The organism is Bartonella sp. B12(2025) (assembly GCF_053795135.1).
In genome coordinates this window covers 789,841-808,757 of record NZ_CP200031.1, presented here as the reverse complement: position 1 = coordinate 808,757, position 18,917 = coordinate 789,841, and the positions used below count along the sequence as shown (strand labels likewise).

Here is an 18,917-nt window from a genome sequence, read left to right as displayed (position 1 = left end):
CAGTGTTCCTAAACATTGCATTATTCTGGAAAGTTTGAATTTTATAAGCTGTAAACACTTCACAAAGTCCATTATCCAGAAACTGGATGTAGTTATTATGCAATATGGTCTCTCATTAAAGAAGCTATAAGGCGAGAGGGCTTTTGTCTCGCTAGAACTTCAGAAAAAGATTTTATATCAATAGTTTTTTTTGAAATATTCGTACTCAAAATACCGGTAGCAGCAAATTGTTATTATTGAAAATACTGTAAAAATTCATTTTAAAAATATTTTTTATCTTGGAGTACCAATTGCTAGATTTAGTGATAGATGTGCTTTCTATTTTTTTGGTTTATTTATTCCTCATATTATTTTCTCAAGGCGACATTGGTTATTTTTAAAAAAATTTTGAATTAACGTATTAAGTATTTTTGTATATTGCTTAAATGAAGTGTAAAATACACGTGTAAATTTTTCAAATTGATATAGTTTTCTGTTCATGTTTTAATTACAACGTTGATTTTATATAGTCGATTTTTAATAAAAATATTTGACTAATAAAAGATTGCACTGAAGAAATCTTATGAAATAATCGCTCATTATCTTTGGAATTGTTGTTCTAATGCTATGTCTGATAAAATGAATTTACCTTTTGATAAAGAACATATTGAGCCAATAGAATTACGTTCCGCTTTACAAGAGCGTTATTTAGCTTATGCGCTTTCGACTATTACTCACCGTGCGTTACCTGATGTGCGTGATGGTTTGAAACCTGTACATCGGCGTATTGTTCATGCGATGCGTTTACTCAAACTCAATCCAGGGCAGTCTTATGCGAAATGCGCGCGGATTGTTGGCGATGTAATGGGAAAGTTTCATCCGCATGGTGATGCATCTATTTATGATGCATTGGTGCGCTTGGCTCAGAGTTTTGCTGTTCGTTATCCATTAGTTGATGGACAAGGCAATTTTGGTAATATTGATGGTGATAATGCTGCTGCTATGCGTTATACGGAAGCACGCATGACTGAAGTGGCTGCGTTGCTGCTTGAGGGGATTAATGAAAATGCTATTGATTTTCGTTTAACCTATAATGAGGAAGATGAAGAGCCTGTTGTTTTACCAGGGGCTTTTCCTAATCTTTTAGCAAATGGTTCATCAGGTATTGCTGTTGGTATGGCAACGTCTATTCCGCCCCATAATGTTGCTGAGCTTTGTGATGCGGCGCTGCATTTGATTGCTTATCCTGATGCGCATGATAAAGAATTAAATCAATTTGTACTTGGCCCTGATTTTCCAACAGGTGGCATTTTAGTTGAGCCTAAAAAGAGTATTGAGGAGTCTTATCGTATAGGGCGCGGGTTCTTTCGGTTGCGTTCGCGTTGGAATCAGGAAACTGGTAGCCGTGGTTCTTATGTGATTGTTGTTACTGAAATTCCCTATCAAGTTCAAAAGTCACGTCTTATTGAAAAAACAGCAGAATTACTGCTTGCACGGCGATTACCAATGCTTGAAGACATTCGTGATGAATCGGCAGAAGATATCCGTATTGTGCTTATCCCTAAAAATCGTACAATTGATCCCGAGCTCCTTATGGAGTCTCTTTTTAAATTGACTGATTTTGAAGTAAGATTTCCTCTGAATCTCAATGTTTTGTCTTTTGGAAAGAGACCAAATGTTCTTTCTTTGCGCGAAAGTTTGCAGCAATGGCTCGAACATCGTCAAGAAGTGCTTGTTCGCCGCTCTAATTATCGACTTGATCAAATTGATTGCCGATTAGAAATTCTCCATGGATATCTTATTACATATTTGAATCTTGATGAGGTGATCCAGATCATTCGTGAAGAGGATGAACCAAAAAAGGAACTCATCGACCGTTTTAAATTAACGGCAAATCAAGCTGAAGCTATTCTCAATATGCGCTTGCGTTCTTTACGTAAGCTTGAGGAATTTGAAATTCGTAAAGAATTTGAAATACTGAAGGGTGAAAAAGAAAAACTGCAGAATTTGTTAGCCTCTAGTATGAAGCAATGGAAAACAATTTCAGAGGAAATCATAAAAGTTCGTAAAATTTTTGCTCCTGATACTCTTTTAGGGAAGAGGCGTACAACATTTGAAGAAGCACCGAGGCGTGATCTTGAAGATATTCATCAGGCAATGATCGAAAAAGAACCAGTTACTATTGTTATTTCTGAAAAGGGTTGGATGCGTGCTTTGAAGGGACATTTGAGTGATTATAATACGCTTTCTTTTAAAGAAGGAGATTGTTTGAAATTAGCATTTCCAGCATTCACTACAGACAAAATTGTATTGATAACTACTGGTGGAAAGTTTTTTGCTATTGGTGCAAATACTTTGCCTGGAGGGCGAGGGCACGGTGAACCAGTTCGTATTTTGGTTGATATGGATGATGAGCATGATATCTTGACAGCTTTTGTGCATAATGCACAAGAAAAACTTCTTTTGGTTTCATTATATGGAAAGGGTTTTATTGTGCCGGCAGCTGAAGTGGTTGCTAATACACGAAAAGGAAAACAAGTTATGAATGTGACTTTTCCTGATAAATTAAAGCTTTGTATTCCAGTAAAAGGTGATCATGTTGCAGTGGTTGGTGAAAACCGTAAAATGCTTGTTTTTGCCATTGAACAAATACCAGAAATGAGTCGCGGGAAAGGGGTTCGTTTACAACGTTACAAAGAGGGTGGTGTTGTTGATGCTAAAACCTTTAATTTATCAGAAGGTTTAAGTTGGAGAGATACAGCTGAACGCTGTTTTAACCGTCAAGCTGATGATCTTATTGAGTGGATGGGAATGCGTGCTGGAAGTGGGCATTTAGTTCCAAAAGGTTTTTCAAAATCAGGAAAATTTACCAATTAAATCATATGATATATTTTTCTTTGTAAATTACAAAAACATAGAAGAGGATTCTATGTGGTTCTGTTCCCATTTAGGATTATCTCTATAGTAGCTTTTATTCATTAGGGTTATGGTGATGTTGTTTAAAAAGATTCCCACGTTCGGCCCATAAAATGAAAAATATAGCAATGAGGCTAAGAAAGAAAAATCCCGCTGAATTTGGAATAGTTGTTTCATTAAATTGTTGTGCAATAAAAAAACCAATCCCTGTTCCGATAGATGTTTGAAGAAATCCAGATACAGAAGATGCTGTCCCAGCGATTTCTCCCACGGATTCTAGAGCGAGTGTATTGAAATTTGCCAGCATGCCGCCGCAGGCAAACATAAGTATACAGAACAACAGCATGTAGAAAGGCAAAGGGATTACGCCATCAGTTAGGATAGATCCAATAAACCAGATGCATGAAGTGGCACAAAATAACAAAAGCATAGTATGCGCTATGCGCCGCATTCCAAGGCGTCCAACAAGTTTAGAATTAAAGAATGACGATAAAGTTTGAAAAGCAGCACCAATAGCAAATGCAACTGGAAACCAGAGTCCTAGGTCATAAATCCCTTCATATATTTGTTGTGATGTATTAATGGCGGTAAAAATACAACCTAAAATAATTGATGCTGCCAGTGTATAGCAAAGTGTTGTGCGATTGGTTATAACAGTCCATAAGTTATGTTTGATTGAAGAAAAAGAAAGAGAGCGTGGTTTATAAAGAGTTTCAGGTAAGCGTAGTTGAATCCAAACTATCATTCCAAAACTAATAAGTGCCATAAATATGAAAATAAACTTCCAGTTTCCGAATAGCAAAATGATCTGTCCTGTTGCTGGTCCAATCATTGGTGCAATAAGAAAAACCATCATGATGATAGACATAACTTCTGCCATTTTTCGACCACTATAGAGATCACGTACAATGGAAACTGTGAGTACGCGCATAGCGGCTCCTCCCATACCTTGGAAGATCCGTAAAATAAGCAATACAGAAAAATTGGATACAAAGATACAACCAATCGCTGTAAGCGAATAACAAGCAAGACCAAAAAGAACAATTTTACGTCGTCCATAGCGATCGCTTATTGGACCAAAGAGTATTTGTGTGATGCCATAGCTAATAAGATAACCAGAAATAATATAATGTTGATCATTTTCATTGATAACATGTAAGCTGTTTAAAATGTCTGGCATGGCCGGCAGCATAATGTCAACAGCTATAGAGTTAAGAGCCATGAGTGCTCCAATGAGAATAACAAATTCTTTATAGCCAATTTTTTTTCTAATTGCATCTAGATGTGTTTGTTCATCGACTGAATATGACATATGGTATCCTTGAAATAAAGATTTTAACTGAACAGAGTTCTATAGAAGTCTGAATAAAATGAAGGATACTTATGATTTACTACAGGGAATGTTTTTTTCCTTTAGAAGTTCTTGCAGTTCATTATTTTGGAACATTTCTTTAACGATATCACATCCACCAACAAATTCACCTTTTATATAAAGCTGCGGAATTGTTGGCCAATTTGAGTAGTCTTTGATTCCTTGACGTAATTCGTTAGAAGTTAAGATATTAATCCCCTTATAATTTAACCCTAAGTAGTCAAGAATTTGGACAACCTGTCCTGAAAATCCGCATTGTGGAGCATCAGGTGTTCCTTTCATGAATAAAACGACGTCATTTTTTTTAATTTCGTTGTCAATAAAATCATGAACAGTGGTCATCTCTATTCCTCGATATTGCAGATTTTTTAAAGTGTGTATTTATACTCGCATCATTTTCTAATCGTATTGATAGAATGAATGCAAGAAAAAACTTTAGATTACTTTGGAATATTTGTTTGCAACATTAAAGCATGAAGTACACTTCCCATATTACCTTTAAGAGCATCATAGACCATTTTATGTTGCTGAACACGGCTTTTACCACGAAAACTTTCGGAAATAACTTCTGCAGCGTAGTGCTCTCCATCGCCAGCGAGATCACGAATTGTCACAGTTGCATCGGGAATGCCTTCGCGAATAAGTCTTTCAATCGTATGGGCACTCATTGCCATGATTATCCTCCTCTATTTGTTTACTTTTTGTAAGAGTAGCACATATTTGAGAGAGACGAATAATTATTTATTCCTTGTCCATAAATCGTGGAAACCAGCTTTCATAGGCGTGTGTAAGTTTGTTCACTGAAAGTGTTAAGATTCCGTCTATATTGAGAGAATTACCTTCAACTGTACCAAGCTCCGTTACGGAAACTGCTTCTACTTGTGCAAGTTTTTTAAGGCTTTTAAGGGCATGAGGTTTGACCGCCAAAAGATAACGAGCTTGATCTTCTCCAAAGAGTTCTGCATAATGTGGCTGTTTATTACTTAATTTAACTCTAATTCCTTTACCTGCTTTAATAACCATTTCTGCAAGTGCAATGGCTAATCCTCCATCAGAAATATCATGAGCAGCATGAACAAAACTACGATGAATGACATTTCGAACAAATTGTCCGTGTTTTTTTTCAAGCTGTAAATCTACATGAGGTGGTGCACCTGCATCAATATTCAAAATTTTACGTGCGTAGATTGATTGCCCTAAATGAGAGCCGCAAGCTCCAATTAAAACGATAGTATCTCCATCTTGTATACCACCGATTGTTACCATTTTGGACCAGTCAGCAAGAAGGCCAACACCAGCGATGGTTGGCGTGGGAAGAATTGCTTCTCCATTGGTTTCATTATAAAGAGAGACATTGCCTGAAACTATAGGGAAGTCGAGTTCTCTACAAGCTTCGCCTATGCCTTTAATGGCGAACACAAGTTGTCCCATAATTTCAGGTTTTTCAGGGTTACCAAAATTGAGATTATCTGTAGCTGCTAGTGGTATTGCACCTGTAGTACTGATATTTCTCCAGCATTCTGCGACGGCCTGTTTTCCTCCTTCATAAGGATCAGCCTCACAATAGCGTGGCGTTACATCAGAAGAAAAGGCAAGGGCACGTTTGTCGTTATTACTTACACGGATTACTCCTGCATCACCTCCTGGGCGAACAAGAGTATTTCCTTGAATAATTGTATCATATTGTTCATAAATCCATCGCCGTGAACTTTGATCAGCAGAACTCAGTAATGTAAGAAGTGCATCACCAAGGTTTTCTACCTCTTCGACTTCTTCTATTTTAAGAGTTGTTTTTTTTACAGGTTCTATCCAAGGGCGATCATAAATAGGCGCTTCATTCCCAAGTTCTTTAATTGGAAGATTGACGACTTCTTCTCCTTTATGCAATACACGGAAACGTAAATCATCTGTTGTTTTTCCAATAATGGAAAAGTGCAGACCCCACTTATAAAAAATTGCTGCTGCTTGTTTTTCTAGTTCTGGTTTTAGCACCATGAGCATACGCTCTTGACTTTCAGAAAGCATCATTTCATAAGCTGTCATGTTTTCTTCACGAACGGGCACTTTATCAAGATTAAGCTTTATTCCTAAATCTCCTTTTGCTCCCATTTCAACTGCAGAGGATGTTAGCCCTGCTGCGCCCATATCTTGAATAGCAACAACAGCTCCTAATTCCATGAGTTCTAAACAAGCTTCAAGAAGGCACTTTTCCGTAAAAGGATCACCCACTTGAACGGTTGGGCGTTTTTCTCCGATTGAATCATCAAATTCAGCTGAAGCCATTGTTGCGCCACCGACACCATCACGTCCTGTTTTGGCTCCAAGATAAACGATAGGAAGTCCTACTCCTTGAGCTTTAGAATAAAAAAGAGAGTCTGTTTTTGCAATACCAGCAACAAAAGCGTTAACAAGGATATTGGTATTATAACGCTCGTCAAAATTTACTTCTCCACCAACGGTTGGAACACCAAAAGCATTACTATAGCCGCCGATTCCAGAAACGACTCCCGCAACAAGATGGCGGGTTCGTGGATGATCAGGAGATCCAAATCGTAATGCATTCATAGCTGCAACAGGACGGGCACCCATTGTAAAAACATCACGCAAAATACCACCAACACCTGTTGCCGCACCTTGATAAGGTTCAATATAAGAGGGATGATTATGGCTTTCCATTTTGAAAACTACGCATTGACCCTCACCAATATCAACAACACCAGCATTTTCACCAGGTCCTTGAATGACACACTTTCCTTCGGTTGGAAGAGTTTTAAGCCACTTTTTAGATGATTTATAGGAACAATGCTCATTCCACATTGCAGAAAAAATCCCTAACTCAGTAAATGTCGGCTCTCTCCCAATTAAGGTTAAGATATGTTGATATTCATTATTTTTTAGGCCGTGTTGTGCAATTAATTCTGGTGTAATAGCGATGTTATTGCAAGGCTTCATAAGTATTTTATCCGTTAAGTTAGTCGAAATTTAGCATTTTTATTGTTTTAAATCTCGCAGCTTAGATCATACGTGATTGCATTGTTTAATAAGGCACTATTTCATAAATCATCAACTGAGATTCTGTTTATGTGCTTAGTAGATTCAAAGACCAGCAATGGCTTTTGAATAAACTTTTGTGTGTTTAGAGAAATACTATTCATTATGTCCGTAAAGCGTTTGATTCATAAGTTTACTGCATAAAAGATGATATAGATTTTTGACTTTAAAATAGTTAGGTCATCATCCATTTGCCAATTCTAAAGCACTTTGGAAAAGTAAACGGCCATCAGTACCACCATGTGCGGGTTCAATAAAATTTTCAGGATGAGGCATCATACCAAGAATATTCCCAGCTTTATTGACGATACCAGCAATATTATTAACTGAACCGTTAGGGTTTGTATTTTCTGCATATCGAAAAACAATTTGCTCATCGTCTTCCATTTGTTTTAATGTTTCACTGTCAATAAAGTAATTTCCATCGTGATGTGCAACAGGACAACGAATAATTTGTCCTTTAGAATAATACCGGGAAAATTTCGTGTCGGCGTTTGCTACTTCAAGTTTTATTTCACGACACACAAATTTTAATGAAGCATTACGCATTAAAGTTCCGGGCAACAAACCAGCTTCTAACAAAATTTGAAATCCATTACATATGCCGATTACTGTAGTGCCTTTTTGCGCTTTTTCACGAACAGCTTGCAAAACTGGTGTTCGTGCACCAATAGCACCACATCTTAAATAGTCTCCATAAGAAAAACCACCAGGAATAACAATAACATCTACATTTGGAATTGTAGTATCCGTTTGCCAAATTTTAAATGGCTCAACTCCTGTTAGGTGATGCAATGCTGTAACCATATCTCGATCGCGATTTAGTCCAGGTAATTGAATGATAGCAGTTTTCATGAAGAAATCCACTTAAAGAAGTTCTATAGTGTAATTTTCAATGACAGTATTCGCCAGTAGCTCTTCACACATCTGTTTAAGTTTTTGCTTTGCGGTTTCAGAAGGCTGATCATCGAGCACAATATCAAAAACTTTTCCTTGGCGAATAGAGTGAATGCCTTTGAAAGCTAAACTTTTAAAAGCACCAACAATTGCTTCTCCTTGTGGATCAAGAACGCTGTTTTTTAAAGTAACTGTGACGCGTGCTTTCATTTTTCATTTCCTGTTGCTAGAATCTCTCTCATTGAAGAGGTGTATTTACCAATATAAACGAAGGTGACATAATGCCACTTTGTTGTTTATTTTACTAAGACTGGACCACTTGGTCGTGGAGGTTCATTTTCATTGATAATACCAAGACGTTTTGCAACCTCTTGATAAGCGTTAATAAGTCCTCCCATATCACGCCGGAAACGATCTTTATCCATTCTCTCTTGTGTTTGCATGTCCCATAGTCGAGAAGAATCAGGTGAAATTTCATCAGCAAGAACAATGTGCATCGTTTCATCTTCCCACAAGCGACCAAATTCCATTTTAAAATCAACTAATTGAATATTAACGCCTGCAAAAAGTCCAGAAAGAAAATCATTAATACGAATTGAAAGTTGCATAATGTCTTCTATTTCTTGTGGAACAGCCCATCCAAAGGCAGTGATATGTTCTTCAGTTACCATTGGATCATCAAGAGAATCATTTTTGTAATAAAATTCGATGATGGATTGTGAGAGAGCGGTTCCTTCTTCTAATCCCAAACGTTTAGAAAGAGAGCCAGCAGCAACGTTACGAACAACAACCTCCAATGGAATAATCTCAACGGCTTTAATGAGTTGTTCGCGCATATTTATACGCTTGATAAAATGTGTTGGGATCCCCAAACGGCTAAGATGGCTAAAAATATGTTCCGAAATACGGTTATTTAAAACCCCTTTTCCATCGATGACTTCATGCTTTTTTGCATTAAAGGCAGTTGCGTCATCTTTAAAAAATTGAATATAGGTCCCTGGTTCAGGTCCTTCATATAAAATTTTGGCCTTGCCTTCATAAATACGGTGGCGACGATTCATTGTGCTTCTCTATTGATTTGAGAGGTTTTAAATAGTAGTGACAAGTAATACTATCCTAATTGGTAGAAATTCTCAATGATCGCTATAATACTTCTTACAATTTTTGTCATTGGGGGGGCTATTAAAGAGGAATGGGACTGTATAGACAGGGTGAAGGTGACTCTCTTTATTGAATTAGATTTTTGCAAGAAAATGGGAGAAAACCATGAGCCCTTCAGGCCAAGGTCCGTGCCCAGATTCTGAATTAATATGGCCAGATTGCCCTGCATCAACAAAGAGTGCTCCCCAATCGTTGGCGAGATTTTCTGCCACTGAGAATTGACAAAATTCGTCGTTTCGGCTGGCTATAACTACAGAGGGAAAAGGTAACTTTTTGTGATGATAGGGACCAAACGTCATTAAATGCTTGGGGCGTATTTTTTCATTGGTTACATCTGGAGGTGCAACAAAAAACGCGCCACAAACTTTCTCTACGTTTTCTACAGTTGCATGAATAGCTGTAGGGACCCCTAATGAATGGGCAATAATCACAACGGGCTTTTGAGCTTGTGCAATGGCGACTTTAACTTCATTAACCCATTCTTCACAAACAGGTTTTGACCAATGGGCTTGTTTAACGCGGCGAGCTGTAGACAATTTTTTTTCCCATCGTGTTTGCCAATGGTCGGAACAAGATCCTTTGTAGCCAGGAACAATAAGAATATCAAGTTGATTTGCTTTCATGAATTGTTTCTTTCATTACAACAGGTTTGGTATCATAGGTGGAAAAAATTGTATCTGTTCCTTATATGCAATTTTTGCTACTCCCCAAAAACGCGCTTAAAAATTGTATTAATATGTTTAGTGTGGTATGAAAGGTCAAATTTTTCGCGAAGTGCTGCTTCACTTAAAGCTTTTGTAACATCTTTGTCGTTAAGCAATTCTTCTAAAAAATCTTTTCCTTGTTCCCAAACCTTCATTGCATTTCGTTGTACAATCCGATAGGAGTCTTCACGACTAATCCCAGCTTGCGTGAGTGCTAAGAGCACACGTTGTGAATGAACAAGTCCTCGGAATTTATTGAGATTTTTTTGCATATTTTCTGGGTAAACAATTAAATTTTCAATGACGGATGTGAGTCGAGCAAGAGCAAAATCAAGTGTAATGGTAGCATCAGGGCCAATATAACGCTCAACAGATGAATGAGAAATGTCGCGTTCATGCCAAAGTGCTACATTTTCCATAGCAGGTATTGCAAATGCACGCACCATACGCGCTAACCCCGTTAAATTTTCTGTTAAAACTGGATTACGTTTATGGGGCATAGCGGATGAGCCTTTTTGCCCAGGTGAGAAATGTTCTTCTGCTTCAAGTACTTCTGTTCGTTGTAGATGGCGTATTTCTATAGCTAATCTTTCAATCGATGAAGCAATAACACCAAGCGTTGCAAAGAACATGGCGTGACGATCGCGTGGTATAATTTGGGTGGAAATGGGTTCAGCACGCATACCTAATGCTTTTGCTACATGTTCTTCAACGCGTGGGTCAATATTAGCGAAAGTTCCTACGGCTCCTGAAATAGCGCAAGTAGAAATTTCTTCACGTGCTGCAAGAAGGCGTTTGTGACAACGTGAAAATTCAGCGTATGCAAGAGCAAGTTTGACTCCAAATACTGTTGGTTCAGCATGAATACCATGACTCCGTCCAATGGTGACCGTTTCTTTATGTTCAAAAGCACGTTTTTTTAGTGCTTCAAGAAGTTTATCTATGTCTTTTAGTAAAATATCACTAGCACGCATTAGTTGAATATTAAGCGTGGTATCTAGAACATCTGATGATGTCATGCCTTGGTGTATAAAACGCGCTTCTGGTCCAATAAATTCAGCTAAATGGGTTAGAAATGCTATAACATCATGCTTGGTGATGGCTTCAATTTCATTAATGCGATTTACATCAAATTCAGCTTTTGTTCCTTTTTCCCAAATGATCTTTGCTGCTTCTTTTGGAATAACTCCTAGTTTAGCTAGGGCATCACAGGCGTGTGCTTCAATTTCAAACCAAATACGATATTTCGTTTTTGGTGACCAAACTGTTACCATTTCAGAGCGGGAATAACGTGTTATCATGACTTTTTCCTTATTATGAGAGAATTGCTGCTTGGCGCAATGCATTAATACGTGTTTTGTAAAGCTCTTTGTTACCATTTTTATAAATTGCAGAGCCTGCGACAAATACATTTGCACCAGCTTTTGCAGCTATCCCGATTGTATCAACTGTGATACCACCATCAACTTCAAGATCAATAGGCCTGTTAGCAATCATGCTTTTAACGCGTTTTATTTTATTTTGCATTTCTGGAATGAAACTTTGTCCACCAAAGCCAGGGTTGACTGTCATGATGAGTATAAGATCTAATTGATCAAGCAAATACTCAAGTATGTGCTCTGGTGTGCCTGGGTTGATTGCAATTCCTGCTTTTTTTCCTGTTGCTTTGATTATTTGTAGTGAACGGTGAAGGTGGGGACTTGCTTCAGCATGAATAGTTATAATATCTGAACCAGCTTTCGCAAAAGCTTCAAGATAAAGATCTACTGGTGCGATCATCAAATGAACATCAAATACTGCTTTGGTTAATGGGCGTAATGTTTTGATAATATCAGGGCCAAAAGTGATGTTAGGGACAAAGTGGCCATCCATAATATCAAGGTGGAGCCAATCTGCGCCGGCATCAACAACATCCAATACTTCTTGGCCAAGTTTGGAAAAATCAGAAGCCAAGAGTGAAGGTGAAATGAGGTGAGGATGGGACATTAAGATCTCCTTGATTGGCTGTTTTTATCATGTAGTTCTGTGTGCTAAAATATTTTTTGTGTTATGACATAAGAAAGAAGAGTACATTTAATGGATCTTTTATGGAAATATTACCTGAAATTTTAAAGCTGTATAAGTGCAAGATATGTCAAAACATACAACACATTTAATCCCTGAATTTCAACATAATATTACTGTTTTTATAAGAATAGCGAGATGCTATGGGGCATTTTGTAGGAGCTGTACATATTGTGACAACAAATGGCATTAGGAGAAGGCGCGGGGTGACAGTTTCGGCGTGTTGTTCTTTATCTGACGCTTCTCCAACGTTTTTGTTTTTCTCATGCATCAGAATTCTAAAAATCAGGTGTTTATAGAGAATGGGAATTTTTGTGTTAATACTTGGATAAGAAAAGACCGTTCATTAGCGGATATTTTTAGGTATTACAATTACTCACACAATGAATCTTTTATATATTGTAATGGGGGAATGTAGACTGCTGTACCTGTTCTTTCAAGCGCGTTAACGTTTTTTAATTGTTGTTTTATTTGTTGGCACGAGTATGCAGCTCATTGCATTTTTATTGGTGAAGTTATTACAAGCAATCCGTAATCAAGAAAAAGACGCTTTAATGTATTTGAATCGTGGATATTACACTCTTTGTAAAGATTTTTATTTTTTGCGTATTGAGATAGTTTTTTGTTGGCACGTTTGAGTTTTAGTCCAATAACTGGGTGAGCTTGTTTCGTATAGCTCTGAATGTCTACGTTCCCCGCTTTTGTAGGCCTGTAGATATGACTATAAAGGAGATTTATGGATGATTTTTGATCCAGTAATTATACCAAGGAATACATGCCATGCAAAGAGTATCTGAAGATCTAAACAGTGTCTTTAAACACATTTGTAGGTAGTTATAAAAAAACATTTTACACTTGTGTTGATTTGTGTTGCACAATATATAGGCCTCACATACCATATATGGAGGTTTTTTATGGCATGAGCGAAGAGATTGATAGTCAATATCGCCCTAGCGAAGATGAGCCTTTTATGAATGAGCGGCAAAAGGCATATTTTCGTGCTAAATTAGTTTCTTGGAAAAATGATATATTAAGGGAAGCTCGTGAGACTTTGGAGAATTTGCAAGAAGAGAATGTTGGTCAACCCGATTTGTCTGATAGAGCGTCTTGTGAAACCGATCGTACAATTGAATTACGTGCTCGTGATCGTCAGAGAAAACTCATTTCAAAAATAGATGCTGCTTTAGAGCGCATTGATAACGGAACTTATGGTTTTTGCGAGGAAACTGGCGAGCCTATTAGTATAAAACGCCTTGAGGCTCGACCAATTGCAGTTTTATCGTTGGAAGCGCAGGAACGTCATGAACGACGAGAAAGAGTTTACCGTGATGATTAAAGTCGATTGGAATGATGAATAAATGGAATATACGGCGCTAAGAGTACGTATTTTATTTTTTGGAAGCGGGGGGGATAAATAAAGATGGCTCTTGCCGTCCTTCGATTTCAGCAGTGATTGCTGAGTCTTCTACGTATTGATTCATAAAAGAGGTGGAATTTTTGTCTTGCGTATGTTCCCTTTCATTTACGGAAAAAGATCTTTTTTCTGTAAAGTTATGACATGAAGGTGTTTTTGTTGTTTTTAGTGTTGGCTGTGTCTCTCTCTTTTGTATGATGGATGTACTGGTAACACTGGATTCTACAACAACATCTGTTAGTCCGCCAACAAGAAGCAAATGCTCTTTATCATCACAACGCACTAAAACAAGACGACGTGTTTGATCTATAACAATTGTATCGCATAAAGTTAATCGCGATGGATACTTTTTTCTGTTGATGCTGAAGCTTCCTGTATTTGAACGGCGTAAAAACAGGACAATTGCAGTAATAGCTACGGTTGCTATTATAAAAATTACAAAGCTTGTGGTTATGTTAGCTGCGAATGCACCTATTTGGCTTGATAACCATGCATACATAAAGTTTCTCCTATATTAGAATGGAAGTATTATGTTTTATTGAGATAAGTTTTTAAACATACCCTTAAACATACCCTTAAAAGATTCGCTTATAATAAAGGATCTTTTTAATATTGAGTGTTTTTTTTGGGAAAATGTTATCATGGTATATACTTCATAACAATGATTATGGAGAAAATTTGTGGTATGGGGAACAGCCATAATCAAGGCAAAGAAAGATGGATAAAGGTTTTGAATATAGTGAGAGATCATCGTCTTCTTCTGTATATCGAGGAGGCGTTATTCTTGGTGTTGTTTTTGTAATCGCTTTTCTATTCATTATAGGGATTCTAGATTTTTTTTATCCGCAGAGCTATTTGCAAAAGGCCGGGCTGGTATCTTTTTTGGCTTTAGCAGTTGTCGGGGTTGTTGCACTTGTTCTGATAGGAATGGGGGTTTTGAAATATAATGCAGCACAGTTGCATGAAGATTTTCATCTCAGTATCTTTAATAATACCGATGATGCAATTATAGTCTCTGATTTATCAGGTTTTGTTTATTATTCTAATCCAAGTTATCGAAAAATTCTTACCTATAAGCCTGAGTCCTCTTGCTATATGGTTATCGCTGACTTTCCAGGAGCTGGTGCACTTTCGTATCGCTTAAAGGTTGCAGCGTATAATAATCTTGCTGCGCAAGAAGAATTAAGAATGGACCAATCGATTTTTGAGCATTCTACACCCAAAAAAAACTTTTGGTATAATATTTCTGTTCAACCAATTACAAAGCGGAAAAAAAAGTTTTTATTTTGGCGAATTTCCGATATTTCGCACTTGAAGGAATATCGTGAAGTTTTTTTTTCGAATCTTCAAGAAGCTATCAATCACTTAGATCAAGCACCTGTTGGTTTTTTATCCGTTAATGCGCAAGGGACACTTCTTTATGTAAATGCGATTTTTGCCGAATGGTTGTCAATTGATTTGGCAAATTTTACTGTTGGTCAATACAGTTTTGACCAATTATTTGATAGCGTTGAAGCCAATAGCACATGGAGTGATATTTGTTTGCAAAACGGCAAACATCAAAGTTCAGGTTACTCTTTTCCTTATACGTTTTCGTTATATTTAAATTCAGAGACCGGCAGTAATAAAGTATTGAATTGTTTTATGTGCGCTTCTTCTTTTTCAGAGGATGAAGTTGTTTATCGTGTTGTGATAGTTCCACAGCAAATACAAAAGGGAGAGAACGATGATCAATTAAAATTATCCAGTGCATTAGTAGAGTATTTTGATGCGAGTCCATTTGCAATAGCAGTGATGAATCAGAAAGGGCAATTGATTCACGTGAATAACGCCTTTTCATCACTTATGGGATGCAAGGGCAACGCTATTAATCTTTATGATGTTATATGTCGTCGCGATCGTTTGCAGTTAGAGCGTGCATTTCAGAAAATTGCAACAAATAAAAATTACTCAGTTTCGATAGAAACCGTTTTAGAAAATAATGGAGAGCGCCATTTGCTTCTCCATGTTATGCCTATAAAATCGCATTATGATGATGTCTTACGAGATTTCGTCATTATCTCTGCCATAGAAACAACAGAACAAAAAACGCTTGAAGATAAAATGGTGCAAAGTCAAAAAATGCAAGCTGTTGGGCAACTGGCTGGCGGTATTGCTCATGATTTTAATAATGTTTTAACAGCAATTTTGATGTCGTGTGATCTTCTTTTAAATACGCATCGTAGTTCTGATCCCGCGCACGCTGATCTTATCAATATCAAAAATAATGCTAATCGTGCAGCTGCACTTGTGCAGCAATTATTAGCTTTTTCTAGAAAGCAAACACTTCGACCTGAAGAAGTCGATTTTACGGAATTTCTATCAGATATTCGCAATCTTATTTTACCTCTTTTAGGCAATAATATTCAGTTAAAAATTATCCATGGAAGAGATTTGTGGGGTGTTGAAGTCGATCAAGCATCTTTTCAGCGTGTTATTATGAACTTGGTTATTAATGCGCGTGATGCCATGCCAGACGGAGGTGTTATTACGATTGCTACAAACAATATTACAAAACAACAAAGTGCTGAATTCGATAATGTTGGCTTTGGAATTGGTGAGTATGTGCAATTGACTATTTCAGATACAGGAACTGGTATATCAGCTGCTATACAAGAAAAAATGTTTGAACCATTTTTTACAACAAAAGAAGTCGGAAAAGGAACCGGTCTTGGTTTATCGATGGTTTATGGAATTATAAAACAGACAGGTGGTTATATTTACTGTGACAGTAGGGAAGGAGAAGGCGCAACATTTCATATTTTCCTTCCTCGTTATATTTCTGATACTAACAGTGAAGTTTCTCGGCAGATTGAAAAAGGTGAAGAGCAAGACAAAAATACAGATTTAACAGGATCTGCGACTGTTTTATTGGTTGAAGATGAAGATTCTGTCAGAATGGGTGGGGTAAGAGCTCTTCAAATGAGAGGGTATACTGTTTTAGAGGCCGCAAGTGGGGTGGAAGCACTCACCATCCTTGAGGAAAATAAGGGGGCTGTTGATATTATTGTTTCCGATGTGGTGATGCCAGAAATGGATGGGCCAACTTTGCTCAAAAAAGTACGTAAAGACTATCCTGATATAAAGTTTATTTTTGTTTCTGGGTATGCGAAAGATGCTTTTACTAAAAATCTTCCACAGGATGCTGTTTTTAGCTTTTTATCTAAGCCATTTACACTCAAACAGTTAGCTCTAACAGTTAAAGAAACACTTACACAATGAATTAGAAAAATTGTATATTTTAAGATTTTTTAATAAGTTAATAATAATGTAGAAAATCAATGAACTGAATAGGTAAGCTTAACTTAGAAGTTTATAATGCATAAGTTAAACTAGAATGTTGCACATTCCATAAAAAAACATTCATGAAGATGATGAACTTATCATGTTCATGTCAAAATTTTACAATGGAGGCGGTGAAGGAAAATTCTAGGCGCAATATTGGAAAGCGCTGATTGACATACTCAAAATGATAGAATTTGTTGTTGAGTATCTATCATTTCGTTGTTCCCTTCAATGAATGCTTTTAAAGCCTTCGGATAGAGTTTATGTTCAGCTTTAAGAACTCTCTGTGCTAAACTGTCCGCGGTATCATTAGGACAGACTGGAACAGCCGCTTGAGCAAGAATCTTTCCTGCATCCATCTCTTCTGTAACAAGATGAACAGTGCAACCAGTGATTTTAACGCCTGCTTGTAAAACTCTTTCATGCGTGTTTAAACCTTTAAATGAAGGTAAAAGGGAAGGATGAATGTTTAAAATTCGTCCTTCATAAAGTTTTATAAAACGTGGTGAGATAAGACGCATATAGCCCGCAAAGCAGATAAAGTCTGGCTGATATTGAGCTAAAACCGTAAAGATAGATTCTTCGTGTGCTTGTCTAGTTGGATAATTTTTTCGATCAATAACATGAATGGATAGGTTACTTTTATGTGCCTTTTCAATACCGTTAGCATGAGGGTTATCGCAAATAACTGCGACAATTTCAGCCGGATATTTTTTCTGTTCGCTTGCTTTGGCAAGGGCAACCATATTAGATCCGTTGCCAGAAATAAAAACAATAATTTGTTTTTTCATAAGTGAAGTACACCTTTACAGAGAATTTTTTTATCTTGGCGTTTTGTTAAAATGCCGAGCGATGTAACTGTTTCCCCTTGCATTTCAAGTGCTTGAGTAATTGTTTCAACTGCGTGTTGCGCTACGATAACAATCATGCCAATACCGCAATTAAATGTACGTAGCATTTCTGTTTCTTCTATTTTACCTTGTTTAGCAATCCATGAAAAGACTGGTGGAACATGAATGGTAGAAAGATTAATTTCAGCGCAGAGAGAAGATGGAAGTACCCGTGGGATATTTTCAGGAAAGCCTCCACCTGTGATATGGGCAAGGGCTTTGATTCCTTCGTAATTTCGTATGATGGGTAGAAGCGATTTTACATAAATACGTGTCGGCGTGAGCAATGCTGTGCCAAGGTTAATTGGGGGGGTAAAGGGGGCAGGATCGTGCCATTTTAGATTACTTTGTTGGATGATTTGTCTTACGAGGGAAAAGCCGTTGGAATGAACTCCAGATGCGTTAAGGCCTAAAATAATATCGCCTTCTGTAAGATCTTTTGAAGGTAACAATGCACTGCGTTCGGTGGCACCTACAGCAAAACCTGCTAAATCATAATCTCCCTCTGCATACATACCTGGCATTTCTGCAGTTTCTCCTCCAATAAGGGCTGCACCTGCTTGTTTACATCCCTCTGCAATACCAGAAACGATTGCAGCGCCCTGTTCAGGATCAAGCATACTGGTTGCAAAATAATCGAGAAAAAAGAGGGGTTCGGCACCTTGTACGAGTAAATCATTGACACACATGGCTACGAGATCAATACCCACAGTGTCATGGATACCTGCTTCAATGGCAATTTTTAATTTTGTTCCTACACCATCATTGGCCGCTACGAGAATGGGATCTGTGAAGCCCGCTGCCTTTAGATCGAAGAGGCCACCAAAACCGCCAATTTCTGCATCTGCTCCTGCTCGTTTTGTTGAGCGTATAAAGGGTTTAATTTTTTCTACCATGGCATTACCTACATCGATGTTTACACCAGCTTTTGCGTAGGTGAGACCACACTTGAATTTATCATTTATGATATCTTGATTGCTCATTGGAGCCTTCCTTATGGAAAATCGGGTTTTGATGTTATGCAATGCCATGATAGAGTTATCTCTGCAAGAGATATTGATATTTGGCATTTAAGAAATAAGCAACTCTGCTTGACCCATGTAAAAGAAATTTATAATCTTTGTAAAAAGTTTTTTTAGGATATT

Annotated in this window: 16 protein-coding genes and 1 pseudogene; 4 read left to right on the top strand and 13 right to left on the bottom strand. The window is 37.4% G+C overall.

The genetic code is table 11. From position 1 onward, the window contains the following. The first annotated feature begins 606 nt into the window (after positions 1 to 606). Positions 607 to 2,856, top strand: a complete 2,250-nt coding sequence (gene parC, locus V3564_RS03630; protein WP_455480251.1) for a DNA topoisomerase IV subunit A — start codon at positions 607 to 609, stop codon at positions 2,854 to 2,856. 94 nt (positions 2,857 to 2,950) lie between these two features. Here the strand turns inward: parC and V3564_RS03625 are convergent, their stop codons facing one another. The 10 genes from V3564_RS03625 to rpe form a co-directional block, all read right to left on the bottom strand. Further along, entirely contained in the window at positions 2,951 to 4,207 is a 1,257-nt protein-coding gene (locus tag V3564_RS03625; RefSeq protein ID WP_455480250.1) for a multidrug effflux MFS transporter, read from the bottom strand. Positions 4,208 to 4,276: 69 nt separating this feature from the next. Then, on the bottom strand, positions 4,277 to 4,609 hold the full coding sequence (gene grxD / locus V3564_RS03620; RefSeq protein ID WP_455480249.1) for a Grx4 family monothiol glutaredoxin: 333 nt from the start codon (positions 4,607 to 4,609) through the stop codon (positions 4,277 to 4,279). Positions 4,610 to 4,707: 98 nt separating this feature from the next. Further along, positions 4,708 to 4,941: a BolA/IbaG family iron-sulfur metabolism protein gene (locus V3564_RS03615; RefSeq protein WP_455480248.1), complete on the bottom strand. Its 234-nt coding sequence runs from the start codon at positions 4,939 to 4,941 to the stop codon at positions 4,708 to 4,710. A 67-nt stretch (positions 4,942 to 5,008) separates the two neighbouring features. Then, positions 5,009 to 7,219: a phosphoribosylformylglycinamidine synthase subunit PurL gene (gene purL, locus V3564_RS03610; protein WP_455480247.1), complete on the bottom strand. Its 2,211-nt coding sequence runs from the start codon at positions 7,217 to 7,219 to the stop codon at positions 5,009 to 5,011. Between the two features lie 282 nt (positions 7,220 to 7,501). Then, on the bottom strand, positions 7,502 to 8,173 hold the full coding sequence (gene purQ, locus V3564_RS03605; RefSeq protein WP_455480246.1) for a phosphoribosylformylglycinamidine synthase subunit PurQ: 672 nt from the start codon (positions 8,171 to 8,173) through the stop codon (positions 7,502 to 7,504). Positions 8,174 to 8,185: 12 nt separating this feature from the next. Beyond that, positions 8,186 to 8,425 (bottom strand): phosphoribosylformylglycinamidine synthase subunit PurS, encoded by a 240-nt coding sequence (gene purS, locus V3564_RS03600; RefSeq protein WP_455480245.1) that lies wholly within the window; start codon positions 8,423 to 8,425, stop codon positions 8,186 to 8,188. An 86-nt stretch (positions 8,426 to 8,511) separates the two neighbouring features. Then, positions 8,512 to 9,276, bottom strand: a complete 765-nt coding sequence (gene purC / locus V3564_RS03595; protein WP_455480244.1) for a phosphoribosylaminoimidazolesuccinocarboxamide synthase — start codon at positions 9,274 to 9,276, stop codon at positions 8,512 to 8,514. A 174-nt stretch (positions 9,277 to 9,450) separates the two neighbouring features. Next, entirely contained in the window at positions 9,451 to 9,999 is a 549-nt protein-coding gene (locus V3564_RS03590) for an RBBP9/YdeN family alpha/beta hydrolase (protein WP_455480243.1), read from the bottom strand. A gap of 77 nt (positions 10,000 to 10,076) precedes the next feature. Continuing rightward, entirely contained in the window at positions 10,077 to 11,381 is a 1,305-nt protein-coding gene (gene purB, locus V3564_RS03585) for an adenylosuccinate lyase (RefSeq protein WP_455480242.1), read from the bottom strand. A gap of 13 nt (positions 11,382 to 11,394) precedes the next feature. Beyond that, positions 11,395 to 12,066 (bottom strand): ribulose-phosphate 3-epimerase, encoded by a 672-nt coding sequence (gene rpe, locus V3564_RS03580; RefSeq protein WP_455480241.1) that lies wholly within the window; start codon positions 12,064 to 12,066, stop codon positions 11,395 to 11,397. Between the two features lie 145 nt (positions 12,067 to 12,211). Here rpe and V3564_RS03575 point away from each other — a divergent pair. Both V3564_RS03575 and dksA read left to right on the top strand, forming a co-directional pair. Further along, a pseudogene (locus V3564_RS03575) lies at positions 12,212 to 12,782 on the top strand (flavin reductase family protein). 281 nt (positions 12,783 to 13,063) lie between these two features. Then, positions 13,064 to 13,480, top strand: coding sequence for an RNA polymerase-binding protein DksA (gene dksA, locus V3564_RS03570; protein WP_455480240.1), 417 nt, complete (start codon positions 13,064 to 13,066; stop codon positions 13,478 to 13,480). 52 nt (positions 13,481 to 13,532) lie between these two features. On the opposite strand, the gene V3564_RS03565 is transcribed toward dksA, so the two are convergent. After that, positions 13,533 to 14,057 (bottom strand): flagellar biosynthetic protein FliO, encoded by a 525-nt coding sequence (locus tag V3564_RS03565; protein ID WP_455480239.1) that lies wholly within the window; start codon positions 14,055 to 14,057, stop codon positions 13,533 to 13,535. Positions 14,058 to 14,275: 218 nt separating this feature from the next. Between V3564_RS03565 and V3564_RS03560 the strand changes: the two genes are divergently transcribed. Next, on the top strand, positions 14,276 to 16,819 hold the full coding sequence (locus tag V3564_RS03560; RefSeq protein ID WP_455480238.1) for a response regulator: 2,544 nt from the start codon (positions 14,276 to 14,278) through the stop codon (positions 16,817 to 16,819). Positions 16,820 to 17,061: 242 nt separating this feature from the next. Here V3564_RS03560 and purN read toward each other — a convergent pair whose 3' ends face one another. Both purN and purM read right to left on the bottom strand, forming a co-directional pair. Then, complete coding sequence (purN, locus tag V3564_RS03555) at positions 17,062 to 17,673, bottom strand: phosphoribosylglycinamide formyltransferase (RefSeq protein ID WP_455480237.1); 612 nt, start codon at positions 17,671 to 17,673, stop codon at positions 17,062 to 17,064. Then, complete coding sequence (gene purM / locus V3564_RS03550) at positions 17,670 to 18,755, bottom strand: phosphoribosylformylglycinamidine cyclo-ligase (protein ID WP_455480236.1); 1,086 nt, start codon at positions 18,753 to 18,755, stop codon at positions 17,670 to 17,672. Before purM ends, purN begins: the two co-directional genes overlap by 4 nt. Between the last annotated feature and the right edge of the window lie 162 nt (positions 18,756 to 18,917).